This window comes from Streptomyces sp. CA-249302, from assembly GCF_050936785.1.
Taxonomy (GTDB): Bacteria; Actinomycetota; Actinomycetes; order Streptomycetales; family Streptomycetaceae; genus Streptomyces.
In genome coordinates, this window is sequence record NZ_JBNJMG010000001.1 from 2,732,368 (window position 1) to 2,755,442 (window position 23,075).

Sequence of the window (23,075 nt, forward strand, 5' to 3'; positions counted from 1 at the left end):
AAGGGTTACGACGTCATGACCGCCAGCGACACGAGGTCACCCGGCACCACCCTCACCCCCCGCCTCCGCCTGGTCCTGGTCCTCCTGCTCGCGGCCCAGTTCATGCTGGCCGTGGACTTCTCGATCCTGAACGTCGCCCTCCCCGTCATCGGCGACGGCCTGGGCTTCTCGATGGCGCACCTCCAGTGGATCGGGACCGCGTTCGCCCTGTGCGCGGCCGGATTCACGCTCCTCTTCGGCCGGGTCGCGGATTTGTTCGGCCGCCGCCGCCTGTTCCTCGGAGGCCTCGCCGTCCTGGGCGCCGCCTCGCTCCTGGGCGGCCTGGCACAGAGCCCCGAGCTGCTGATCACGGCACGGATCCTCCAGGGCCTGGCGACCGCCGCGGTCACCCCGGCGGCCCTCTCCCTGCTGACGACGTCCTTCCCGGAGGGCCCGCTGCGCGAGAAGGCGCTCGGCCTCAACGGGGCGCTGATGTCGGCCGGTTTCACCACCGGCGCCATCCTGGGCGGCCTCCTGACAGACCTCCTCTCCTGGCGCTGGGCGTTCTTCATCAATGTCCCTGTCGCCCTCGCCGTCCTCCTCGCCGCCCCGACGGTCGTCGAGGAGTCCCGCCAGGCCGAACGCCCGAAGCTGGACCTGCCCGGCGCGGTCAGCGTCACCCTCGGCCTGCTGGCGATCGTCTTCGGCCTCACCCGGGCCGGCGAGTCCGGCTGGGGCTCCCCCACCGCCCTGCTGTCGCTCACGGCCGGCGTCGTACTGCTGCTGGTCTTCTACGGCGTCGAGCGCAGCGTCACCGCTCCGCTGGTCCCCCTCACCGTGCTCGGCAAGCGCTCCGTGGCCTGGGGAAACGTCGCCGGTCTGATCGCGTTCCTGACCGAGACGTCCCTGGTCTTCCTGCTCACCCTCTACCTCCAGGAAGTGCTCGGCTTCTCCCCACTGGCCGCTGGTCTGAGCTTCGGTGTACTCGGCCTGGGTACGGTCGTCGGCGGCTCCGTCGCCCCGATGGTCATCGGACGGTTCGGCAGCCGCCCGGCCCTGATCGTCGGCGGGATCGCGCAGACCGTGGCCACGGCGACCCTGCTGGGCCTCGGCGACACCCGCACCTCGCTGTGGCTGCTGCTGACCGGCACCTTCGTGGGCGGGGTCGGCAACATGCTGGTGATCGTCGGCTTCATGGTCACCGCGACCTCGGGCCTGGCCGACCACGAACAGGGCCTGGCCACCGGTCTCGCCACCATGACCCAGCAGATCGGCATCACCATGGGCACGCCGGTCATGAGCGCGGTCGCCACGGCGGCGATGACCGGTTCCGGCACCGCGGCCGTCCTGGGCGGCCTGAAGACGGCGATCGCGGTGAACGCGGCCGTCGTCCTGCTCGGCACCGTCACCAGCGCGGTGTTCCTGCGCGCACGAGGAGCAGGGCGCTGAGGTGCTCTCCCGTCCGCGGCAGTGGCGGATGCCGGACATCGAGGTGAAAACCGTGCGGGGTGCCCGGTCCCGGGGAGCTAGGGTCAGGGCATGGCTGACGAGGACAGGAACGTCGACCCCGAGGTGGCCGCCGCCATCGCCGCCGCCGAGGCCGCGGGACCCGCAGACGGCACGTCCGTGCGGGTCGACAGCTGGATCTGGGCGGTACGCCTGATCAAGACCCGCTCGGCCGGCGCCACCGCCTGCAAGGGCGGCCATGTGCGGGTGAACGGCCAGAACGTGAAGCCCTCCCACTCCCTGCGCATCGGCGACGAGGTGCGGCTGCGCCAGGAGGGCCGGGAGCGGATCGTCATCGTCAGACGCCTGATCCGCAAGCGCGTGGGCGCCCCCGTGGCTGTTCAGTGCTATGTCGACAACTCCCCTCCCCCGCCGCCCCGCGAGGCCGTCGCCCCCATCGGCATCCGCGACCGCGGCACCGGCCGCCCCACCAAGCGCGACCGCCGCGAACTGGAACGCCTGCGCGGTCTGACGGGCGGCGGCCACGGCGGCACAGGACACCCGGGCGGGCACTGACCCCGGGCCTGGCGGGCTCAGGCCCGTCGTCGTACCAGATTCACCAGCTCCCGGTTGGCGCCCCGCCGCGCCCAGGCGATCAGCAGCAGCGGCACGATCAGGATGAGCGGGGTCGCCGCGTTCTCGCCGCCGAAGACGACGAGCTGGACGAAGAACGCCCCGACCATCAGCAGGCTCAGCGCGCCCGCGGCCACCGACTGAAGCACCGGGATCAACAGGGCCACCGCACCGGCGAGTTCGAGCGCGCCGATGGTGTACATGCCCGTGCTGCCCCAGCCGATCCTGTCGAAGGAGTCGACAGCGTAGGAGTTGGCGATCAGCTTGGGCAGGGCGCTCGCGAGGGCGTAGAAGAGGGCGAGCACGACCTGGAGGGTGCGCAGGGCGATCCGGGCGCGGCGGCCACGGGCGGTCGCGGACTCGGCGACGACGGTGCCGGAGGAGGCGGTGGCGACGGGGACGGTGGTCTCGGACATGGTGGTCTCCTGCGGTGAGCGGTTGGTGTCGCTGTCACAGGGATAGACCGGGGCGCGCGTCCGAACTCATCGGTGGGAGCGGGCTAGAGGGGAAACCACCCGTGCCCGACGTACCAGTGCCCGCCCGCCCGCAGATGGTCCCCCACGGCCCGCTCCACTGCGGTGCGCCGGGGCAGCGACGCCACCGCCAACCCCGGGTCCCCGAACACGAATTGGACCGGCTCGGCGTCGGCCGGCTCGGCGTCCCGGCGAGCCAGTCGGAACCTCTCCTGGAAGCGGAGGATGTTGGAGTCGGCGGGCAGGTACTCCTTCAACTGCGGGTCCAGCAGCCAGGAGTGGCAGAGCGCGGCGCGGTACTTCTCCTCGGGGAAGTGCCGGGCGAGGAACTCGGCGGCCAGCGCGAGCGAACGGTCGCAGGCCCGCGGCGACAACGGGCCGAGGTAGTCGGGGATGTGGAGGTTGAGGCAGGGCATGCCCGAGGTCACGTCGAGGCCGGCCCCCGCGATCATCCGCGCCGTGCGCTCCCCGTGCCGGGCCCGCTCGAACTGCAACCGCCCCAGCTGGTACAGCTCGCCCCGGAAGTGGTGGACCAGCCACCACGGGGCCTGCACGCCCGGCACCCCGTGCCGCCGCCGGTGCACGGCCATGTTCCGCCCGAGGTCGGCGAGGGTGTGCCGCGAGACCTCGTCCGGGACACCTCGTGCGCGGTGGTAGGCGCGCGTGTAGGGCAGCGCCGCCACGAACACGTACACGGAGAAGCAGCGCTGGAGCGGCCCCGAGGGCCAGTCGAGCTCGGGCAGGTCGACCGGGCTGCCCACCTCGCCCATGTCCTGGACGAGTTCCCCGACCGAGGCCTCCAGGATCCCGCGCAGCTCCGGGTCGTCGGTCACCCGCCGGCCCATGCGTACGAGCTCGTTGATGTCCTCGTGCGGTACGGCGAGGTCGAGCAGCACCTCGGCCAGCTCATCGGCATCGGGCAGCACGCGTCCCCCTGGTCCGGGCTCTTTGGTGAACGTCCGCATCGAAGAGTACGTTGCAAAGAGGAGTAGTGATCAGGCCATGCGCACCGGCAGTGAGCCGACGACCGCGCGCAGTGCGCTGCGGGCGCGGTTCTGGCTGAGCGTGTGGGGGCTGATCTGGTCGGTCTTCGGCACGGCGGCCTTCGCGCTGGCCGGGCGCCCGGGCTGGGCGGTGGCCTGCGGAGTGCTGTGGCTGGTGGTCACCGTCGACATGACCGTCATCCTCCGGCACCTCCGCCAGGGCCCGCACTACCAGCCGGGCCCGGACGTCCCGCCGTACCGCCCACCGGAGAACCGGCCCCGGTGACCGCGGACCGGACGGCCCCCGGTGACTCGGCTCACGCCGACTCGTCGAACCTTGCCGCCTTCAGGTACTGCGGGTTGGGGTCCAGCGCGGCCGCCAGTCTGAAGTGCCGCTTGGCCTGCTCGTCCCGGCCCTGGCGCTCATAGGTGCGGGCGAGCGCGAAGTGCGCGAACGAGTTGTCCGGCTCGCGCTCCAGGACGATCGTGAACTCCAGCTCCGCGGGCCGCAGTTGGGCGGCGGCGAAGAAGGCACGCGCGCGCAGCAGCCGGGCGGCGGTGTTCTCGGGGTGCGCGGCGATGACCGAGTCGAGCAGCTTCACCGCGCCCCGCGGATCCCGTGCGTTGAGCAACTGCTCGGCGGCACGGAAGTCGATGACATGCGTCTCCGGAGTACGTCCGGTCGATCCGCTGGTCTCGGGCACGGCAGAGTCCTTCCCTCACTCAAGGGGTTCAACGCGCCCGAAAGCGCCTGCTATTCCTGAGGCTGCTGAGACAAGTCCCCTGACCCCTGTGCTCTGCGCACCAGATCGGCCCAGACCTCCTTCACCCGGCGCTCCAGCTCCTCCAGCGGTACGTCGTTGTCGATGACGACGTCCGCGATCGCCCGGCGCTGCTCGCGCGTCGCCTGCGCGGCCATCCGCGCCCGTGCGTCCGCCTCGGTCATGCCGCGCAGCCGCACCAGGCGGTCGAGCTGGGTCTCGGGTGCCGCGTCGACGACGATCACCAGGTCGTACAGCGGCGCGAGGGTGTTCTCGGCGAGCAGCGGTACGTCGTGGACGACGACCGCGTCCTCGGCGGCGGCCCGCTCCAGCTCCCGGGAGCGCGCGCCCACCAGGGGGTGCACGATCGAGTTCAGTACGGCCAGCTTGGCCGGGTCGGCGAAGACGACGGACCCCAGCCTGGGCCGGTCGAGAGTGCCGTCGTCGGCCAGCACGTCCTCGCCGAAGGCCTCGACGACGGCCGCCAGCCCGGGTGTCCCGGGCTCGACGACCTCGCGGGCGATGCGGTCCGCGTCGATCAGCACGGCCCCGCATCCGACGAGCAGCCGCGACACCTCGCTCTTACCGGCACCGATGCCCCCGGTCAGGCCGACTTTCAACATGCCCGGCAGCTTACGGCCCGCCTCTGACAACGCACCCCTCAGGAGTCAGTTGTCTCCCTCACGCTCCGCCAGGAACTTCTCGAACTCCAGCCCGATCTCGTCCGCCGACGGGATGTCGACCGGCTCGGCGAGCATGTTGCCGCGGCTCTCGGCGCCCGCGACGGCGTCGTACTGGTTCTCCAGGCCCGTGACGAGCGAGGTGAGCTCCTCGTCGCCCTCCTGGATCTGCCGGTCGATCTCGGTCTGGGTGCGGTGCGCGTCCGTGCGCAGGGAGTGCGCGATGGCCGGCAGCACCAGGCCGGTGGCGGCCGTGATGGCCTCCAGGACGGTCAGCGCCGCGTCCGGGTACGGGGAGCGCGCGATGTAGTGCGGCACGTGCGCGGCGACGCCCAGGACGTCGTGCCCGGCCTGGATGAGGCGGTACTCGACGAGCGACTCGGCGCTGCCCGGGACCTGGGCCTCGTCGAAGGGGCTGCGGTGGCCCGGCACGAGGTCGGTCCGGTTGCCGTGCGGGGTGAGACCGACCGGGCGGGTGTGCGGGACGCCCATCGGGATGCCGTGGAAGTTCACGGCCAGGCGCACGCCGAGCCGCTCCACGACCTGCTCGACGGCCTTTGCGAACCGCTCCCACTCGACGTCCGGCTCCGGGCCCGACAGCAGCAGGAAGGGGGCGCCGGTGGTGTCCTGGACGAGCCGCACGTCGATGGTGGGCTCCTCGTAGTCGGTCCACTCGTCGCGCTTGAAGGTCAGCAGCGGGCGGCGGGCGCGGTAGTCCACGAGCCGGTCGTGGTCGAAACGGGCGACGACCTGGTTGGGCAGCGAGTCGAGCAGCCGGTCGACGATCTGGTCGCCGGTCTCGCCCGCGTCGATGTATCCGTCGAAGTGGTAGAGCATGACCAGTCCGGCCGACTCCTGGGCCAGCGCCATGTCGACGACGGCCAGCCCCTTCGGCTCCCATGCGTACAAACCCTGCGGATCAAGCACAGTGACCGCTCCTCCTCGTGTTCGTACTGCACAACGCACCCCAGGGCACGGGCATTCCCGCCCGTGCCCCTGGTCAGGCCTCTCTTACTGCCTTTTCATGCCCGGCCGCGGCCCTACGAGGACATCACGCGCGCGTGCAGGGCCGTCACCGCCTTTCGCGCCGAGCTGAACGCTCCGTGCTGCCAGGCGTCCGTGTAGCTGAGCCAGTCGCCCGCGAACCAGACCCGCCCGGTGGGCTCATTCAGCGGCTTGTAGCGGACGTCGTCGGGGCCGCCGGGGGTGTCGTGCCAGGCGGCCTCGAGGTGGGCCGTCTGACGCCAGTGGTGGGAGAAGGAGGAGGCGAGCTCGGTGCGGTACTTGTCCCCGTAGATCTTCACGCCGGCCGCCACGGCCCGTGCCTCGCGCGCCTTGGGCGTGAGCTTGGCGTAGGAGTCGGCGTTGTCGTCGTAGTTGTAGTACCCGATGAGGACGCCCCTCTCACCATGGAAGCCGTACGAGGGGTGCCAGATGTGGGTGACGTCCTGGTCGGTCTCGGTGATGCCGCCGTAGATGTTGTGGTCGAGCTCCCACCAGCGCGACCGGTACTCGAGCCCGATCTTGGCCGCGGAGGACGGGGTGATCGCCTCCAGCGCGGACTGCACGCCCGAGCCGAGGTTGTGCGGCACCTTGGCGAGGATGTTGGGCGGCAGCGCGGCGACGCAGTAGTCGGCGTCGACGACCTTGGTACGGCCGCCCTGGGTGTAGGCGACCGACACCCCGCTCCCCGTGTCGGTGATCTTCGAGACGACCGCGCCGGTACGGATGCGCCGGGCGTCGATCGCCCTGGTCAGCGCCTTGGGTATCTGGTCCATGCCGCCGACCGGCTGGAACATCAGCATGGCCTGGTCGAAGCCGAACTCGAAGGAGAAGTAGCGCCCGACACCGCTGGCGAACACCTCGGAGGCGCCGGGCACGTCCCCGAGCAGCACTCCGGGCGTCCCGGCCGCGGCGGGCACGGTCGTGTACCCGCGCCGCTCGCCGCCCTCGTACGTCAGCTTGTCACCGAGCTCGCCCCAGTCCGCCAGGAAGTCGACGAGCCGCTCCTGGTCCTCGGAGGTCAACTCCTTGTCCAGGGCACCCTTGTCGGTGGCCTTCGCCAGCAACTCCGAGACGTAGCCGTAGACATCGGCCTTCGCGGTCCGGTACCGCATCGCCTTGGTCATCCCGGCGGACTCGTTGTAGATGTACGCGTCCGCGTTGACGTTGGTGAACACCTCGATGGGAACGCCGAGTTCACGGCAGTAGTCGAGGGTGACCATCCACTGTGGGATACGGGCGGGCCCGCAGTTCATGTAGTGCCCGTCGGCGAAGCGGGCGGTCTGTGTGTTCCCGTACAGATCGGTGGTCGTGTCCCCACCGCGCACGGTGAAGTTACGCCCGCCGGTGCGCTCTCTGGCCTCGAGAACCGTACAGTCGTAGCCGGCCTTGCCCAGTTCGTACGCGGTGGTGAGTCCGGCGATCCCGCCTCCGACGACGACCACCTTGGCGGCGCCACGCCCGGTGAGGCTGAAGTCGCCCGCGCTGAGCGCCCGAAAGGGCTCGTCCCGCTGAGCGGCCTGCGCGGTGGGCGCGAGCCCGAGGGCCCCCATGGTGGCGAGCATGGCGCCGGCGCCACTGCTGAGCCCCACGTCACGAAGGAATGCGCGGCGGCTGCTACCGGACGCACGCTGGATCTGTGCCATCTCTCGGCTCCCCTTTCCGATCACGATTGACCGGGGGAGCCTCCCAACGGCCGATTACGGCCCACGGGTTACTCGTGTATCCCGCACGTTTCTGCAATACCGAGGGCCCGTACCCCCGAAGGGATACGGGCCCTCAGTTCAAGAGCTACTGCTCAGTGATCAGCTCTGGCCGCCGGCCAGCTTCTCACGCAGAGCGGCAAGCGCCTCGTCCGAGGCCAGCGCACCGGAGGTGTCCGCACCCTCGGAGGAGTACGAACCGCCGCCGCCACCCGCGGCCGGAGCCGCACCGGCGGCGTCGCCGCCCTCGGCGGCAGCCGCGGCGTCGGCCTCGCGGCTCTTGATGACCTGCTGCTGGTGCTGCTCGAAGCGCTGCTGCGCCTCGGCGTACTGGTTCTCCCACACCTCACGCTGGGACTCGAAGCCCTCGAGCCAGTCGTTGGTCTCGGGGTCGAAGCCCTCGGGGTAGATGTAGTTGCCCTGGTCGTCGTAGGACGCGGCCATGCCGTACAGGGTCGGGTCGAACTCGACCGTGGCCGGGTCGGCACCGAAGGCCTCGTTGGCCTGCTTCAGCGAGAGGCTGATGCGGCGGCGCTCGAGGTCGATGTCGATGACCTTGACGAAGATCTCGTCGTTGACCTGGACGACCTGCTCCGGGATCTCCACGTGGCGCTCGGCCAGCTCGGAGATGTGGACCAGACCCTCGATGCCCTCGTCCACGCGGACGAACGCACCGAACGGAACCAGCTTGGTGACCTTACCCGGGACGACCTGACCGATCTGGTGGGTCCGGGCGAACTGCTGCCACGGGTCTTCCTGCGTCGCCTTCAGCGACAGGGAGACACGCTCGCGGTCCATGTCGACGTCGAGGACCTCGACGGTGACTTCCTGGCCGACCTCGACAACCTCGGACGGGTGGTCGATGTGCTTCCAGGACAGCTCGGAGACGTGGACCAGACCGTCGACGCCACCCAGGTCCACGAAGGCACCGAAGTTGACGATCGAGGAGACCACACCGGAGCGGACCTGACCCTTCTGGAGGGTCGTGAGGAACGTCTGGCGGACCTCGGACTGGGTCTGCTCCAGCCAGGCACGGCGGGACAGGACCACGTTGTTGCGGTTCTTGTCCAGCTCGATGATCTTCGCCTCGAGCTCCTTGCCCACGTAGGGCTGGAGGTCGCGAACGCGGCGCATCTCGACCAGGGAGGCCGGGAGGAAGCCACGGAGGCCGATGTCGAGGATGAGACCACCCTTGACGACCTCGATGACGGTACCGGTGACGATGCCGTCCTCTTCCTTGATCTTCTCGATGGTGCCCCAGGCACGCTCGTACTGGGCGCGCTTCTTCGAGAGGATCAGGCGGCCTTCCTTGTCCTCCTTCTGGAGAACAAGGGCCTCGATCTCGTCACCGACGGCGACGACCTCGTTCGGGTCGACGTCGTGCTTGATCGAGAGCTCGCGGCTCGGGATGACACCTTCGGTCTTGTAACCGATGTCGAGCAGGACCTCGTCCCGGTCGACCTTCACGATGACGCCGTCGACGATGTCGCCGTCGTTGAAGTACTTGATCGTCTCGTCGATCGCGGCGAGGAAGGCTTCCTCGTTACCGATGTCGTTGACCGCAACCTGCGGGGTGGTGGCGGTGGTCTCGGTGCTGCTCGTCATGTGGGAAAGGGCTCCGGTACGGACATTGAAGTCGTAGGTACTGCTACGCCGGGAGCCCGTGATCGCTCTGAAGAAGCCGGACAGCCAAGGAAGCGCCACTGAAATCCGGTGGCGCCTCGACAACCGAGGGGACATACGACAGATGCGAGCGCAGCCTGCTACGTCTGAGGTGCGCAGGCCCGCAGCGCAACTTGTAGCATACGGGGGCAGCCGGACAGGGTCAATGCGCGAAGGCGCACACCCGGGGCGGATCGCCGCATACCCGGCACAAGAACTGTCTCTGGAGGCCACGCAGGCCTGAGACACCCCTTCCGTGACGCCCTCGAGCACACCCGTGGGCGTCGGGTTGGAGGGAAGAGTACGACGAGGGAGCCGATCATCCAAGAGCCTCTTTCTTCCGGGACCGAGTTCGAGCCGGAAGCCACCCGACGCCAGGCCGACGTCTCGGAGAGCTCCCGCGCCAACCGCGGCTGGTGGGACCGGAACGCGGACGAGTACCAGGTCGAGCACGGCACGTTCCTCGGCGACGACCGCTTCGTGTGGGGTCCCGAGGGCCTCGACGAGGTGGAGGCCGAGCTGCTCGGTCCGCCCGAGGACCTGAAGGGCCGGCATGTCCTGGAGATCGGCGCCGGCGCCGCCCAGTGCTCGCGCTGGCTGGCCGCGCAGGGCGCCCACCCGGTCGCCCTGGACATCTCCCACCGCCAGCTCCAGCACGCGCTGCGCATCGGCGGAACGTTCCCCCTGGTCTGCGCCGACGCCGGCGCCCTCCCCTTCGCGGACGCCTCCTTCGACGTGGCGTGCTCGGCGTACGGGGCGCTGCCGTTCGTCGCGGACCCCGTCCTCGTCCTGCGCGAGGTGCGGCGCGTACTGCGCCCGGGCGGCCGCTTCGTCTTCTCGGTGACCCACCCGATCCGCTGGGCCTTCCCGGACGAGCCGGGCCCCGAGGGCCTGAGCGTCTCGGCCTCCTACTTCGACCGCACTCCGTACGTCGAGCAGGACGAGGAGGGACAGGCGGTCTACGTCGAGCATCACCGGACGATCGGCGACCGTGTCCGGGACGTGGTGGCGGGCGGTTTCCGCCTGGTCGACCTGGTCGAGCCGGAGTGGCCGGCCTGGAACACCTCGGAGTGGGGCGGCTGGTCGCCGTTGCGCGGGAACCTGATCCCGGGGTCGGCGATCTTCGTGTGCGAGCGGGACTGAAAGCACGCGCGCGTGACGGCGTCTTCGGGGGTCGTACGACACTGGGGGCGTGATCCGTTACGACGCCCTGGAGGCACTGCCGGTACGCGGGGCGCTGCCCGCCCTGAACGACGCCCTGGAGAGGCACGGGACGGCGGTTCTCGTCGCCCCTCCCGGCACCGGCAAGACCACCCTCGTGCCGCTGGAGCTGGCCGGGCTGCTCGGGAACGGGCCTGCGCGTCGAGTGGTGGTCGCCGAACCCCGCCGTATCGCCGCCCGCGCCGCGGCCCGGCGGATGGCGTGGCTGCTGGGCGAGAAGGCCGGCGCGAGCGTCGGCCACACCGTGCGCGGCGAACGGGTGGTGGGCCGCCACACGCGCGTGGAGGTCGTGACGACCGGTGTGTTGTTGCAGCGGTTGCAACGGGACCAGGAGCTGTCCGGCGTCGACGTGGTGGTCCTCGACGAGTGCCACGAACGGCACCTGGACGCGGACACCACGGCGGCTTTCCTGTGGGACGTACGCGAGACGCTGCGGCCGGAGCTGCGGCTGGTGGCCGCGTCGGCGACCACGGACGCGGACGGCTGGGCGCGGCTGCTGGGCGGTGCGCCGGTGGTCGAGGCGGAGGGTGCCTCGTATCCGGTGGAGGTGGTGTGGTCACCGCCGAGCCGTCCGGTACGGCCGCCGCACGGCATGCGCGTGGACCCCGCGCTCCTCTCCCACGTGGCGTCGACGGTACGGCGGGCGTTGGCCGAGCGGGACGGGGACGTGCTGTGCTTCCTGCCGGGCGTGGGCGAGATCGCGCGCGTGGCGGGGCAGTTGGGGGCTCTGGAGGGCGTCGACGTGCTCCAGGTGCACGGGAGGGCGCCGGCCGCCGTGCAGGACGCGGTGCTGGCGGCGGGCGAACGGCGCCGGGTCGTCCTCGCCACTTCGGTGGCCGAGTCCTCGCTGACGGTGCCCGGAGTGCGGGTGGTCGTCGACTCCGGGCTGGCCCGCGAGCCCCGCGTCGACCACGCGCGCGGGCTGAGCGCGTTGACGACGGTACGGGCGTCGCAGGCGGCCGGACGGCAGCGGGCGGGGCGGGCCGGGCGTGAGGCGCCGGGGGCGGTGTACCGCTGCTGGGCGGAGGCCGAGGACGCGCGTCTGGCGCGCTTCCCGTCGCCGGAGATAAAGGTGGCCGACCTGACGGCGTTCGCCCTCCAGACGGCGTGCTGGGGCGATCCGGACGCCTCCGGGCTGGCGCTGCTGGATCCGCCGCCGGGCGGGGCGATGACGGCGGCGCGGGGCGTGCTGACGGCGATCGGCGCGGTGGACTCCGTCGGGCGAGCCACGGAAAGGGGCGTGCGGCTGGCCCGGCTGGGGTTGCATCCGCGACTGGGGCGGGCGTTGCTCGACGCTCCCGCTGGGGGTGCCGAAGTGGTCGCGCTGCTGTCCGAGGAGGCGCCCCGGGCGTACGGCGACGACCTGGCGGCCGCTCTGCGCTCTGCCCGGCGTGGGGGTGACGCCTATGCGGGACGGTGGCGTGCGGAGGTACGGAGGCTCCGGGCGAACGCCGACGACCCACCTGCGCCACAGCACGTCGCCGACCGCACCGTTGGACTCGTTGCCGCCCTCGCCTTCCCCGAACGCGTCGCCAAGGCCGACGGCGGGTCGTATCTCATGGCCTCCGGGACGCGTGCCGAGCTCGGTGAGGGCAGTCCGCTGCGCGGCGCCCCCTGGATCGCCGTCGCCGTCGCCGACCGGCCCGTCGGCAAGGGGCACGCGCGTGTGCAGCTTGCCGCCGTGGTGGATGAGGACATGGCCCGGAAGGCCGCCGCTTCGCTGTACTCCGAGGGCCCGGAGGTGCACTGGGCCGACGGGGACGTCGTCGCGCGGCGGGTGGAGCGGCTGGGGGCGATCGAGCTTGCCGTGCGGCCGTTGAAGGACGCCGACCGCACCCTCGTACGCCAGGCGCTTCTCGAAGGGCTGCGGGAGGAAGGGCTCGGTCTGTTGCGCTGGTCGGCCGATGCCCTCGTACTGCGGCAGCGGCTCGCCTTCCTTCATCTGCATCTTGGGGAGCCCTGGCCCGACGTCTCCGAAAATGCGCTGTACGCGCGCGTGGACGAGTGGTTGGAGCCGGAGTTGGGGCGGGCCCGGCGGCGGGCGGATCTCGGGCGGATCGACGCCGGGCAGGCGCTCGGCCGTCTGCTGCCCTGGGCGTCGGGGGAGGCGGGGCGGCTCGACGAGTTGGCGCCCGAGCGGATCGCCGTACCCAGTGGGTCCAGAATCCGGATCGACTACGGGAACGCCGAACAGCCCGTGCTCGCCGTGAAGTTGCAGGAGATGTTCGGGCTGCACGAGTCGCCCGCCGTGGCCGGGGTGCCGTTGCTGGTGCATCTGCTGTCGCCGGCCGGGCGGCCCGCCGCCGTGACCGCCGATCTCGCCTCCTTCTGGAGGGACGGCTACAAGGGGGTGCGCGCCGAGTTGCGGGGGCGGTATCCGAAGCATCCGTGGCCGGAGGACCCGGCATCCGCCGAGCCGACCCGGTACACCAACGCACGGCTCAGGCGATGACCGGTTCCGGTGTCTCGGACTCGGCGGGTTCCGGGTCCGCCGGGCGGCGGCCGCGGGCCTCCAGCCAGAGGGAGAGGGCGAGGAGGAGGGTGCCGAGGGCCAGGAAGCCCCAGGGGAGGTACGAGGTCATCAGCAGGACCAGCGTGCGGTTGGACTTGACCAGCGCGACCGTGTGCTTGATGTAGTCCTCGCGCATCTTCACGTGGCCGGCGAAGGCCGTCACCTTGTCGCGGTCGCCGAGGAGGGTGCCGCCGCGCAGCTCCTCCTTGTGGATCTCCTCGCCGTAGACGGGCGCGCCGGTGACCGGCTCGACCCAGAACTTGCGGACCGTCGTGTACCAGATGGTGGTGCCGGTCTTGGCGAGCGACGCCTGGGTGATGCCCTTGACGGGCATGGTCTTCGGGAAGTGGACCTTGGTCCAGGGGATGGTCTGCTCGAAGTAGTAGACCTTCAGGCCGCGGAAGTCCTGGGTACCCTTGTAGTGGATGGGGTTGGTGGTGCGGGTCTGCGCGTCGAAGTACTCGTAGTCCCGCTTCTGCGTCAGGAAGGGCCACTTGAACTCGATGCCGGTCCGCTTCACCGGGTCGCCGTCGACCATCTCGCCGGTCGCGTGCACCGGGGCCTGGGTGTGGGCGTCGAAGATGTAGCGCTCGGGGATCTTGGAGACCATCTTGCCGTCGGGGCCCTGGACGTAGGAGAGGCCGTCCCAGACGACGACGTCCCGGCCCGCCGTCTTCTCGATCTGCTTCGCGGCCTCCACGTTGCCCTTGAGGGTCTGCACGATGGTGACCTTGGGGACCGTGCGCGCCTTCATGGTGCCGTAGTCGAGGAGGGTCGCGTTCTTCGCCTCGAGGACCATGTCCTGGTACTGGTTGGCCGGGATCTTGGCCAGGCGCGGGAAGGCGTACCAGCGCAGCAGTGGGGACAGGGCCGCGAAGAACACGGCGAAGGCGAGCAGGACCAGACTGGCCTTGCGGCGCATCTCGGCCTCCCGGGCGGACGGCTAGGGGTGTGCGGGCACCGTCGTGAGCAGCGGTTTCGGGGACGTCTTGCCCGTCGGCTGCCCCATCGCGGTGATCGTGAGGACGAGCGCGAACGCGAGGGCGAGACCGGTCGCCGCGGCGATCAGGGCGCGCATGCCTGCCTCCCGACGGAGTGGAACTGATACATCGTCAGGTCCGGCACCGTAGCAACGGGTGGGCGAGATGAGAACACGTCGGACACGACAGACGAAGGGCGCCCGGTCCGCCGTGACGGATCGGGCGCCCTGCCGTGAAGGGACTTCGTTCTCGCTTACGAGGAGGCGCTCGCCGACGGGCTCGGGCTCGCCGAGTCGGCGGCCGCCACCGTCAACTGGACGTCGAGGGTGGCGCCGCCCGCGGTGGTGATGCGGAGCAGGAAGGTGCCGGTGGTGTCGTCCGCGTACAGCTTGGGCAGCTGGAGGACGCCCTTGTCGTCGGTGGTCAGGCCCGTCAGGGTGCGTACGGTCTTGCCGTCCGCGTCCTTGAAGTAGGGGCCCTTGTCGTTCTCGGTCGCGTCGTCCGCCGCCTTGATCAGGGTGGCGGTGGCCGCGACCTTGTCGGCGACGGCGCTCTTGTAGGTGGCCTTCACCTCGACCTGGTCGGCGAACTCGGCGCCCGGGGTGCAGGTCAGCGCGGTGTCACTGGTGCGGACGAGGGTGTCGGCGACGCGCTCGGTGACGGTGGCCGTGTAGTCGAGGCCGGTGATGGTGCGGCCCACGACGGTCGTGCGGACCGTGAAGTCGCCGGTCTTCTCGCCTGCCTGGAGCGCGGGCGCGACGGCCGTGCCGGTGCTGTTGGTGACGACCGTGGCCACGGTCTCGCCGCCGGTGAAGGTGGCGTCGGTGTCGCCGACGATGGTGAACCGGATGCGCACCTTGGCGACGGCCTTGCCGGCCTTGGTCTCGGCCTTGGTGCTGATCTTCTTGGTGAACGCGTCCCCGGCCATCGCGGTGAGCTTGGCGGTGCCGGCGTCCTCCAGGTGGTCCACCGTGTCGGTGGGTGTCGGAGTCGGCGTCGGCGAGCTCGGCGTGGACGGGCTCGGGCTGCTCGGCGCGCTCGGGCTCGGGGAGCCGGTGCCCGGCGTCGGCTTGGACGGCTTCGTCGGCGACGGCGTGGGGTTGGCCTTCTCGTCGTCGTCGCTGCGGTTGGAGGGGACCGAGCCGGTGCCGTCCGGGATCTCGTGGGTGCCCTTGCGGTAGTACTCCAGCCACGACAGGACGGTGTTCAGGTAGTCCTGCGAGTTGTTGTAGCTGAGGATCGCGCTGTTGAGGTTCGACTGCTGGGACAGGTCCCAGCCGTTGCGGCACAGGTAGTGGGCGGCGGCGAGGGCGGCGTCGTAGACGTTGTTGGGGTCCTTGACCCCGTCGCCGTTGCCGTCGCGGCCCGCCCAGGCCCAGGTCGACGGGATGAACTGCATGGGGCCGACGGCCTGGTCGTACGAGCTGTTGCCGTCGTACTTGCCGCCGTCGGTGTCCTTGATGAGCGCGAAGCCGTTGCCGTCGAGCTGCGGGCCGAGGATCGGGGTGATCGTGGTGCCGTTGGCGTCGACCTCGCCGCCGCGGGCCTGGCCCGACTCGACCTTGCCGATGGCGGCGAGCAGCTGCCAGGGCAGGTTGCAGCCGGGCTTGGCCTCCTGCATGGCCGTCTCGGCCTTCTTGTAGGCGTCGAGCACGGTCGCGGGGATGCCGGCCTCGGCCTCCCCCTGGGCGACCGGGGTGCCCGCGCCCGCGCTGGGCGAGGGGTTCGGACTCTTCAGCGGCGGGAGGTCCGTGTAATAGGGGGAGTTGCCGGTGGCGGCACCCGGGTCGGCGGTGGCGTCGGGTGTGGGCTGGGCGTCAGACGCGGACTGTCTGCCGTGGTCGTCCACGGTGACCCCCGGGGCCTGCGACGCGGACAGAGCCGCGACCGCGAGTGCCGCCACGGCGGTGGTCGCCGCGCCCTTGGCCAGCCTCCTGCCGAATTGCGCCGCCATAGAGTGAACCCCTCCCGTGGACGCCCGGGCGTCCCGTCTCCGTCGCTGCACTCGCACTGTGGTGCCGAGTCCGTGCCCTCGCCCTGTTGTGACGATCGACCTGCCGTGCCGGTTGCCCCGTGGTGCCGATCGGTATTCCGTTCGACATGTTCCCCGGCACGGTGACCCAGGCGACCCTATGACAACTTCCTTTCCATGGGGACCCGTTCGCGCCCGGTTTTCACCGGTTGGCCATGTCCTGTTGCCCCGCGGGTCCGTGCTCGTACAGGGCCCATACTGGACGGAATCGATCACCCCGGGCCAATCCCCTGCGCGAGGAGCTCCGTTGCCGTTCACCCTGAGCCACGCGGCGGCCGTACTGCCCGCCGTGCGCACCGACGGAACGGGCCGGGGGCGACTGGTTCCGGCCATGCTCGTGGCGGGGTCGTTCGCGCCCGACATGACCTACTACGCGGCGAGTGTCGTGCCCGGGGCGATGGAGTTCGGCGAGGTCACGCACTCCTTCCCCGGCGTCTTCACGGTCGACGTGCTGGTGTCCTGGATGCTGGCGGCCCTGTGGCTGCTGCTCCGCGAGCCACTCGTGGCGCTCCTCCCCCGCCCCTGGCAGCCCCGTCCGGCGGCCCTGCTCCACTGCGGGGCGCCGCGCGCCCGCGTACGGCCGTCGCTGGTGGCACGCTGGTACGTCTCCGCCTGTCTGGGCGCGCTGACCCATGTGGTGTGGGACGCGTTCACGCACCACGACCGGTGGGGGGTACGGCTGTTCCCGGTGCTCGGCGAGGACTTCGGGGGCTCGCCGCTGTTCTCGTACCTTCAGTACGCGAGTTCGGTGGTGGGGGCGGCGGTGATCGCCCTGTGGGTGGGGTGGGCTCTGCGGCGCGGGGTCGGGGCGGCGGCGGTTGCTCCGGCGGTCCCCGTGTTGTCCGTACGGGACCGGTGGTGGGCCGGGGTCGTCATCGGCGGGTGCGCCGGGGTCGCGGCGGTGGAGCGGGCAACGCGGTGGTGGGCGTACTGGAGTTCCACGGCGAAGCCCTGGGAACTGCTCCCGACCGTGTGCTTCGGCGCCGGCGCGGGGCTGGTCCTTGGCCTGCTGCTGTACGCCGCGGGGGTACGGGTGTGGCGCCCCGCGCCGACCACAGCCGAACCGGAGGCGGTCAGCGCCGCCGGGCGGGGTCGTCCGGGGGGCCGGTGAATTCGGCACGGTCGGCTGGGCCCACGGTTCGCCCGGGGAGTCTGCGCCGGAGGTCGGTGGCCGTGCGGCGCAGGGTGGTGGCGAGGTCGGTGGGGATGCTGCGCAGGGCAGTGGCGAGGTCGGTGGGGATGCGGGCGGTGCTTGCGTCGGCCGCGAAGGCCGGGACCGGCGCGGGGGGCACGACGGGCGCCGACTCGACACTCGCCTGCGCTCTCGCCGGACGGCGGTTGAGCATGCGTATACCCATGCCCGCATCCTTGCGGGAGCCGGGGGTGGGGGGCGCCTTGACGGGGGCCACGTGAGTGACACGCCCTGCGGGGCTTGGCCGGGGGTTGTGCGGGGCGTTTGACGGAGGGGGTCCGGGGGACGGCACCGCCGAATACGGGTTCTCGGGGGGGCAGCCCGAATAGCGACGGAGCAACCCCACCACGCCCAGAGCCCGCCAACCGCCCAGCGACCGCACGAGAGACCCGTCGCCACACAGCGCAAGGCCCGTCCCCGCACCGCAGGGGCCCACCGCCGCACGGCAACAAACCCGTCGCCGCATCACCCCGCCCGAGACCCACCGCCGCAGCACAGGAGGCCCGTCGCCGCAGCACAGGAGGCCCGTCGCCGCGCACCCCACAGGGCCGCCGCCACTCCGCCCCCGGCGAGGCCCGTCGCCGCACCCCCCGCCGCGACGACCCCCGCCCCACCGCCGCAGGCTAGTGCGCTGCCGACTCCCAGTCCGGGCCGTCGCCCACCGAGACGCCCAGGGGGACCCTGAGGTGGACCGCGTCGGACATTTCGCGGCGGACGATCTCCTCCACCGCCGCGCGCTCGCCCGGGGCGATCTCCAGGACGATTTCGTCGTGGACCTGGAGGAGCATGCGGGAGGTGAGGTCCGCCGTGCGCAGGGCCTTGTCGACGTTGAGCATGGCGATCTTGACGATGTCGGCCGCCGTGCCCTGGATGGGCGCGTTCAGGGCCATTCGTTCGGCCGCTTCCCGCCGCTGGCGGTTGTCGCTGTTGAGGTCGGGCAGGTAGCGGCGGCGGCCGAAGAGGGTCGCCGTGTAGCCGGTGGCGCGGGCCTCGTCGACGACCCGGCGGAGATAGTCCTGGACACCGCCGAAACGCTCGAAGTACGTGTCCATCAGGCCCCGTGCCTCGCCCGCGTCGATGTTCAGCTGCCCGGAGAGGCCGAAGGCCGACAGCCCGTACGCCAGCCCGTACGACATCGCCTTGATCTTGCGCCGCATCTCCGCGTCGACATGCTCCCGGTCGACCGAGAACACCTGCGCGGCCACCGTGTTGTGCAGGTCCTCGCCCGAGGTGAACGCCTCGATGAGGCCCTCGTCCTCGGAAAGGTGCGCCATCACGCGCAGTTCGATCTGGCTGTAGTCGGCGGTCATGAGGGACTCGAAGCCCTCACCGACCACGAAGCCCCGGCGGATCGCCCGGCCCTCGTCCGTGCGGACCGGGATGTTCTGCAGGTTCGGGTCGGTCGAGGACAGCCGGCCCGTGGCGGCGACCGTCTGGTTGAAAGTGGTGTGGATACGGCCGTCCGTCGCCACCGTCTTGATCAGGCCCTCCACGGTCACGCGGAGCTTGGCCTGCTCACGGTGGCGGAGCATGATCACCGGAAGTTCGTTGTCCGTCTGGGTGGCCAGCCACGCCAGCGCGTCCGCGTCCGTGGTGTAACCGGTCTTCGTGCGCTTCGTCCTGGGCAGGGCCAGCTCGCCGAAGAGGACCTCCTGGAGCTGCTTGGGCGAGCCCAGGTTGAACTCGTGCCCGGCCGCCGCGTGCGCCTCCTTCACCGCCTGCTGCACGGCGCCCGCGAACATCTGCTCCATGGCCTCCAGGTGGGCCCGGTCGGCCGCGATGCCGTGCCGCTCCATGCGGGCCAGCAGGGTGGAGGTCGGCAGCTCCATGTCGCGCAGCAGGTCGGCCGCGCCGACCTCCTGCAGCCGGCTCTCGAAGGCCTCGCCCAGGTCGTGCACGGCGCGGGCCTGCACCATCAGGGCCTCGGCCTCGGCACCGTCGTCCGCCCCGAAGGCCAGCTGGCCGTCGGCCGCGGCGGCAGGCGCCAGCTCGCGGCCCAGGTACTCAAGGGACAGCGCGTCCAGGTCGAAGGAGCGGCGGCCCGGCTTGACCAGGTACGCGGCGAGCGCGGTGTCCATGGAGACGCCGGCGATGCTCCAGCCGTGCTCGGCGAAGACCCGCATCGCGCCCTTGGCGTTGTGGAAGACCTTGGGGCGAGCGTCGTCGGCCAGCCACGCCGCGAACGCCGTCTCGTCGGCCTCGTCCAGCTGGGCCGGGTCGAACCAGGCGGCCGGCCCCTCCCCGGTGGCCAGCGCGACCTCGGCGACGGAGCCGGTGCCCAGCGCCCAGGTGTCGACGGTGGCGACGCCGAGGGTGGTACCGCCGTGCTCGGTGAGCCAGCCGGCCAGCTCGCCGGTGGAGAGCACCTTGCCGTCCAGCTCCACGCCGGCCACCACGACCGGGGCGTCCTCGGCCTCCTCGGCGCCCGGGTCGACGGCCAGCAGCCGCTCGCGCAGCGAGGGGTTCCTGATCTCCAGGGTGTCGAGGATCATCGCGAGCGTCTTGCGGTCGTACGGAGCGCGCTCCAGGTCGCCGACCGTCTTCGGCAGCTCGACCGTGCGCACCATCTCGGTGAGCCGGCGGTTGAGCTTGACGGCCTCCAGGTGGTCGCGGAGGTTCTGCCCGGCCTTGCCCTTGACCTCCTCGACGCGCTCGACGAGGTCGGCGAAGGACCCGAACTGGTTGATCCACTTCGCGGCCGTCTTCTCGCCGACGCCCGGGATGCCCGGCAGGTTGTCGGACGGGTCGCCGCGCAGGGCCGCGAAGTCGGGGTACTGGGCGGGTGTCAGGCCGTACTTCTCGAATACCTTCTCCGGGGTGAACCGGGTCAGCTCGGAGACGCCCTTCGTCGGGTACAGGACCGTGGTGCTGTCGGTGACCAGCTGGAAGGAGTCGCGGTCGCCGGTGACGATCAGCACCTCGAAGCCCTCGGCCTCGGCCTGGGTGGCGAGCGTGGCGATGATGTCGTCCGCCTCGAAGCCGTCCACGGCGAACCGCGAGACGTGCATCGCGTCGAGGACCTCGCCGATCAGCTCGACCTGGCCCTTGAACTCGTCCGGGGTCTTGGAGCGGTTGGCCTTGTACTCCGTGAACTCCTCGGAGCGCCAGGTCTTGCGGGAGACGTCGAAGGCCACCGCGAAGTGCGTGGGCTCCTCGTCACGCAGGGTGTTGGCGAGCATCGACGCGAAGCCGTAGATCGCGTTCGTCGGCTGGCCCGTCGCCGTCGTGAAGTTCTCCGCGGGCAGCGCGAAGAACGCGCGGTACGCCAGCGAATGCCCGTCCATGAGCATCAGCCGGGGCCGCTTGCCGCCGGAGTTGTTCTCGGTCTTCTTCGATGCTGTCTCTGCCACATCCCCGATCCTGCCATGCGCCACTGACAGTCCGGCCCGCCGCCGCTCGAACGCCCTCGCTGTCACCGGCACGTGCGAGGATCGAAGACGTACCGCACGTGTACGCGAAGGAGAGTGCGCGATGGCCAGCAAGGCGCCCAAGGGCGATCCGGTCCAGGACGCGCCGCAGGTCGGCGGGCCGAAGCACGCGGCGGCCGGGCTGCCGGCCATCGGGCACACGCTGCGCATCGCCCAGCAACAGATGGGTGTGAAGCGGACCCTGCTGACGCTGCTGAGCGTCAACCAGAAGGACGGCTTCGACTGCCCGGGCTGCGCCTGGCCGGAGCCGGACCACCGGCACGCCGCGGAGTTCTGTGAGAACGGCGCGAAGGCGGTCGCCGAGGAGGCCACCCTGCGCCGGGTCACCCCGGAGTTCTTCGCCGCGCACCCGGTCTCCGACCTGGCGACCCGGAGCGGCTACTGGCTGGGGCAGCAGGGGCGGCTGACGCACCCCGTGTACCTGCCCGAGGGCGGCACCCGCTACGAGCCGGTGAGCTGGGAGCGCGCCTTCGACATCGTCGCCGAGGAGCTCGCCGCCCTCGGTTCCCCGGACGAGGCCCTCTTCTACACCTCGGGCCGGACGAGCAACGAGGCCGCGTTCCTCTATCAGTTGTTCGCGCGGCAGCTCGGTACGAACAACCTGCCCGACTGCTCCAACATGTGCCACGAGTCGTCCGGTTCGGCCCTGAACGAGACGATCGGCATCGGCAAGGGCAGCGTCCACCTGGAGGACCTGTACAAGGCCGACCTGATCATCGTCGCCGGCCAGAACCCGGGCACCAACCACCCGCGCATGCTCTCCGCCCTGGAGAAGGCGAAGGCGAACGGCGCGAAGATCGTCAGCGTCAACCCGCTGCCCGAGGCGGGCCTGGAGAAGTTCAAGAACCCGCAGACCCCGCAGGGCATGCTCAAGGGCGCCGCGCTCACCGATCTGTTCCTGCAGATCCGCATCGGCGGCGACCAGGCCCTCTTCCGCCTCCTCAACAGGCTGATCCTCGAGACCGAAGGCGCGGTCGACGAGGAGTTCGTGCGCGAACACACCCATGGTTACGAGGAGTTCGTGGCCGCTGCCAAGGCCGCCGACTGGGACGAGACGCTCGCCGCGACCGGTCTCACGCGCACGGAGATCGAGCAGGCCCTCGGCATGGTGCTCGACTCCAAGCGCACCATCGTGTGCTGGGCGATGGGCCTGACCCAGCACAAGCACTCCGTGCCGACCATCCGCGAGGTGGTCAACTTCCTTCTGCTGCGCGGCAACATCGGCCGCCCGGGCGCGGGCGTGTGCCCGGTGCGCGGTCATTCGAACGTGCAGGGCGACCGCACGATGGGCATCTTCGAGCGGCCCGCGCCCGCCTTCCTGGACGCCCTGGAGAAGGAGTTCGGCTTCGCGCCCCCGCGCGAGCACGGCTACGACACCGTCGAGGCGATCCGCGCCCTGCGCGACGGCAGGGCCAAGGTCTTCTTCGCCATGGGCGGCAACTTCGTCTCCGCCTCCCCCGACACCGAGGTCACCGAGGCGGCCATGCGGCGCGCCCGGCTGACGGTGCACGTGTCGACGAAGCTCAACCGCTCGCACGCGGTCACGGGCGCGCGTGCCCTGATCCTGCCGACGCTCGGGCGCACCGAGCGCGATCTCCAGGTCGGCCCGAATGGGAAAAGCACAGAGCAGTTCGTGACCGTCGAGGACTCCATGGGGATGGTGCACGCCTCCCGCGGCCGTCTGGAGCCCGCGAGCGCCCATCTGCTGTCCGAGCCGGCCATCGTGTGCCGGCTGGCCCGCCGGGTGCTGGGCGCGGCGAACTCGGTGCCCTGGGAGGAGTTCGAGAAGGACTACGCGACCGTCCGCGACCGCATCGCGCGCGTGGTGCCCGGCTTCGAGGACTTCAACGCGCGCGTGGCGCACCCCGGCGGCTTCGCGCTCCCGCACGCCCCGCGCGACGAGCGCCGCTTCCCGACCAGGACCGGCAAGGCCAACTTCACCGCGGCCCCCGTGGAGTACCCCGAACTGCCAGCGGGCCGGCTGCTGTTGCAGACCCTGCGCTCGCACGACCAGTACAACACCACGATCTACGGCCTCGACGACCGCTACCGGGGGATCAGGAACGGCCGCCGGGTCGTGCTGGTCAACCCCGAAGACGCGCGGCGGCTGAAGCTCGCGGACGGCTCCTACGTCGACCTCGTCAGCGAGTGGCGGGACGGCGTCGAGCGCCGGGCGCCCGGCTTCCGGGTCGTGCACTACCCGACGGCGCGGGGCTGCGCGGCCGCCTACTACCCGGAGACCAACGTCCTGGTCCCGCTGGACGCCACCGCGGACACCAGCAACACCCCGGCCAGCAAGTCCGTCGTCGTACGTCTGGAACAATCGGCAACCGACTGAGCGTTTGCTCAGGCAGGTTGCACGACTGATCACGACGAACGGAGCACGGC

General features: G+C 71.0%; 19 protein-coding genes. 7 read left to right on the forward strand and 12 right to left on the reverse strand.

From position 1 onward, the window contains the following. Positions 1-15: 15 nt before the first annotated feature. Both ACQEWB_RS12350 and ACQEWB_RS12355 read left to right on the forward strand, forming a co-directional pair. The gene (locus ACQEWB_RS12350; protein WP_432830074.1) at positions 16-1,428 is read left to right on the forward strand and encodes an MFS transporter; all 1,413 of its coding nucleotides are present in this window, start codon (positions 16-18) and stop codon (positions 1,426-1,428) included. 90 nt (positions 1,429-1,518) lie between these two features. Next, a complete protein-coding gene (locus tag ACQEWB_RS12355; protein WP_432830076.1) occupies positions 1,519-2,001 on the forward strand; it encodes an RNA-binding S4 domain-containing protein in 483 nt (160 codons plus the stop codon). Positions 2,002-2,018: 17 nt separating this feature from the next. Here the strand turns inward: ACQEWB_RS12355 and ACQEWB_RS12360 are convergent, their stop codons facing one another. Together ACQEWB_RS12360 and ACQEWB_RS12365 are read right to left on the reverse strand one after the other, a co-directional pair. Then, entirely contained in the window at positions 2,019-2,474 is a 456-nt protein-coding gene (locus ACQEWB_RS12360; protein WP_432830078.1) for a DoxX family protein, read from the reverse strand. Between the two features lie 83 nt (positions 2,475-2,557). Beyond that, complete coding sequence (locus ACQEWB_RS12365; protein WP_432830080.1) at positions 2,558-3,457, reverse strand: acyltransferase domain-containing protein; 900 nt, start codon at positions 3,455-3,457, stop codon at positions 2,558-2,560. Between the two features lie 76 nt (positions 3,458-3,533). Between ACQEWB_RS12365 and ACQEWB_RS12370 the strand changes: the two genes are divergently transcribed. Further along, positions 3,534-3,800, forward strand: a complete 267-nt coding sequence (locus tag ACQEWB_RS12370; RefSeq protein WP_432830082.1) for a DUF6343 family protein — start codon at positions 3,534-3,536, stop codon at positions 3,798-3,800. Positions 3,801-3,831: 31 nt separating this feature from the next. On the opposite strand, the gene ACQEWB_RS12375 is transcribed toward ACQEWB_RS12370, so the two are convergent. From ACQEWB_RS12375 to rpsA, 5 genes are all read right to left on the reverse strand, one after another. After that, positions 3,832-4,218 carry a tetratricopeptide repeat protein gene (locus tag ACQEWB_RS12375; RefSeq protein WP_432830084.1) on the reverse strand — a complete coding sequence of 129 codons (387 nt, stop codon included), beginning with the start codon at positions 4,216-4,218 and terminating at the stop codon, positions 3,832-3,834. A 50-nt stretch (positions 4,219-4,268) separates the two neighbouring features. Next, entirely contained in the window at positions 4,269-4,898 is a 630-nt protein-coding gene (gene coaE / locus ACQEWB_RS12380; RefSeq protein WP_432830086.1) for a dephospho-CoA kinase, read from the reverse strand. A 45-nt stretch (positions 4,899-4,943) separates the two neighbouring features. After that, on the reverse strand, positions 4,944-5,882 hold the full coding sequence (locus ACQEWB_RS12385; protein WP_432830088.1) for a PAC2 family protein: 939 nt from the start codon (positions 5,880-5,882) through the stop codon (positions 4,944-4,946). Between the two features lie 113 nt (positions 5,883-5,995). Continuing rightward, positions 5,996-7,522: a flavin monoamine oxidase family protein gene (locus ACQEWB_RS12390; protein ID WP_432843770.1), complete on the reverse strand. Its 1,527-nt coding sequence runs from the start codon at positions 7,520-7,522 to the stop codon at positions 5,996-5,998. A gap of 240 nt (positions 7,523-7,762) precedes the next feature. Beyond that, positions 7,763-9,265 carry a 30S ribosomal protein S1 gene (gene rpsA / locus ACQEWB_RS12395; RefSeq protein WP_432830090.1) on the reverse strand — a complete coding sequence of 501 codons (1,503 nt, stop codon included), beginning with the start codon at positions 9,263-9,265 and terminating at the stop codon, positions 7,763-7,765. A 375-nt stretch (positions 9,266-9,640) separates the two neighbouring features. Between rpsA and ACQEWB_RS12400 the strand changes: the two genes are divergently transcribed. Together ACQEWB_RS12400 and hrpB are read left to right on the forward strand one after the other, a co-directional pair. Then, positions 9,641-10,465, forward strand: a complete 825-nt coding sequence (locus tag ACQEWB_RS12400) for a class I SAM-dependent methyltransferase (protein WP_432843772.1) — start codon at positions 9,641-9,643, stop codon at positions 10,463-10,465. Positions 10,466-10,514: 49 nt separating this feature from the next. Next, positions 10,515-12,995, forward strand: coding sequence for an ATP-dependent helicase HrpB (gene hrpB, locus ACQEWB_RS12405; RefSeq protein ID WP_432830092.1), 2,481 nt, complete (start codon positions 10,515-10,517; stop codon positions 12,993-12,995). Here the strand turns inward: hrpB and ACQEWB_RS12410 are convergent. The 3 genes from ACQEWB_RS12410 to ACQEWB_RS12420 form a co-directional block, all read right to left on the reverse strand. After that, entirely contained in the window at positions 12,985-13,977 is a 993-nt protein-coding gene (locus tag ACQEWB_RS12410; protein ID WP_432830094.1) for a DUF3068 domain-containing protein, read from the reverse strand. The genes hrpB and ACQEWB_RS12410 overlap by 11 nt on opposite strands. Positions 13,978-13,998: 21 nt before the next feature. Continuing rightward, positions 13,999-14,133 carry an SPW_0924 family protein gene (locus ACQEWB_RS12415; RefSeq protein WP_360832560.1) on the reverse strand — a complete coding sequence of 45 codons (135 nt, stop codon included), beginning with the start codon at positions 14,131-14,133 and terminating at the stop codon, positions 13,999-14,001. 155 nt (positions 14,134-14,288) lie between these two features. Continuing rightward, a complete protein-coding gene (locus ACQEWB_RS12420) occupies positions 14,289-15,989 on the reverse strand; it encodes a lytic transglycosylase domain-containing protein (protein WP_432830097.1) in 1,701 nt (566 codons plus the stop codon). Between the two features lie 325 nt (positions 15,990-16,314). On the opposite strand from ACQEWB_RS12420, the gene ACQEWB_RS12425 reads away from it, so the two are divergent. Continuing rightward, on the forward strand, positions 16,315-17,178 hold the full coding sequence (locus tag ACQEWB_RS12425; RefSeq protein WP_432830099.1) for a DUF4184 family protein: 864 nt from the start codon (positions 16,315-16,317) through the stop codon (positions 17,176-17,178). Here ACQEWB_RS12425 and ACQEWB_RS12430 read toward each other — a convergent pair. Together ACQEWB_RS12430 and polA are read right to left on the reverse strand one after the other, a co-directional pair. Next, a complete protein-coding gene (locus ACQEWB_RS12430; RefSeq protein ID WP_432830101.1) occupies positions 17,141-17,425 on the reverse strand; it encodes a hypothetical protein in 285 nt (94 codons plus the stop codon). The genes ACQEWB_RS12425 and ACQEWB_RS12430 overlap by 38 nt on opposite strands. Positions 17,426-17,882: 457 nt before the next feature. Further along, on the reverse strand, positions 17,883-20,609 hold the full coding sequence (gene polA / locus ACQEWB_RS12435; RefSeq protein WP_432830103.1) for a DNA polymerase I: 2,727 nt from the start codon (positions 20,607-20,609) through the stop codon (positions 17,883-17,885). Between the two features lie 121 nt (positions 20,610-20,730). On the opposite strand from polA, the gene ACQEWB_RS12440 reads away from it, so the two are divergent. After that, entirely contained in the window at positions 20,731-23,025 is a 2,295-nt protein-coding gene (locus tag ACQEWB_RS12440; protein WP_432830105.1) for an FdhF/YdeP family oxidoreductase, read from the forward strand. Positions 23,026-23,075: the final 50 nt, after the last annotated feature.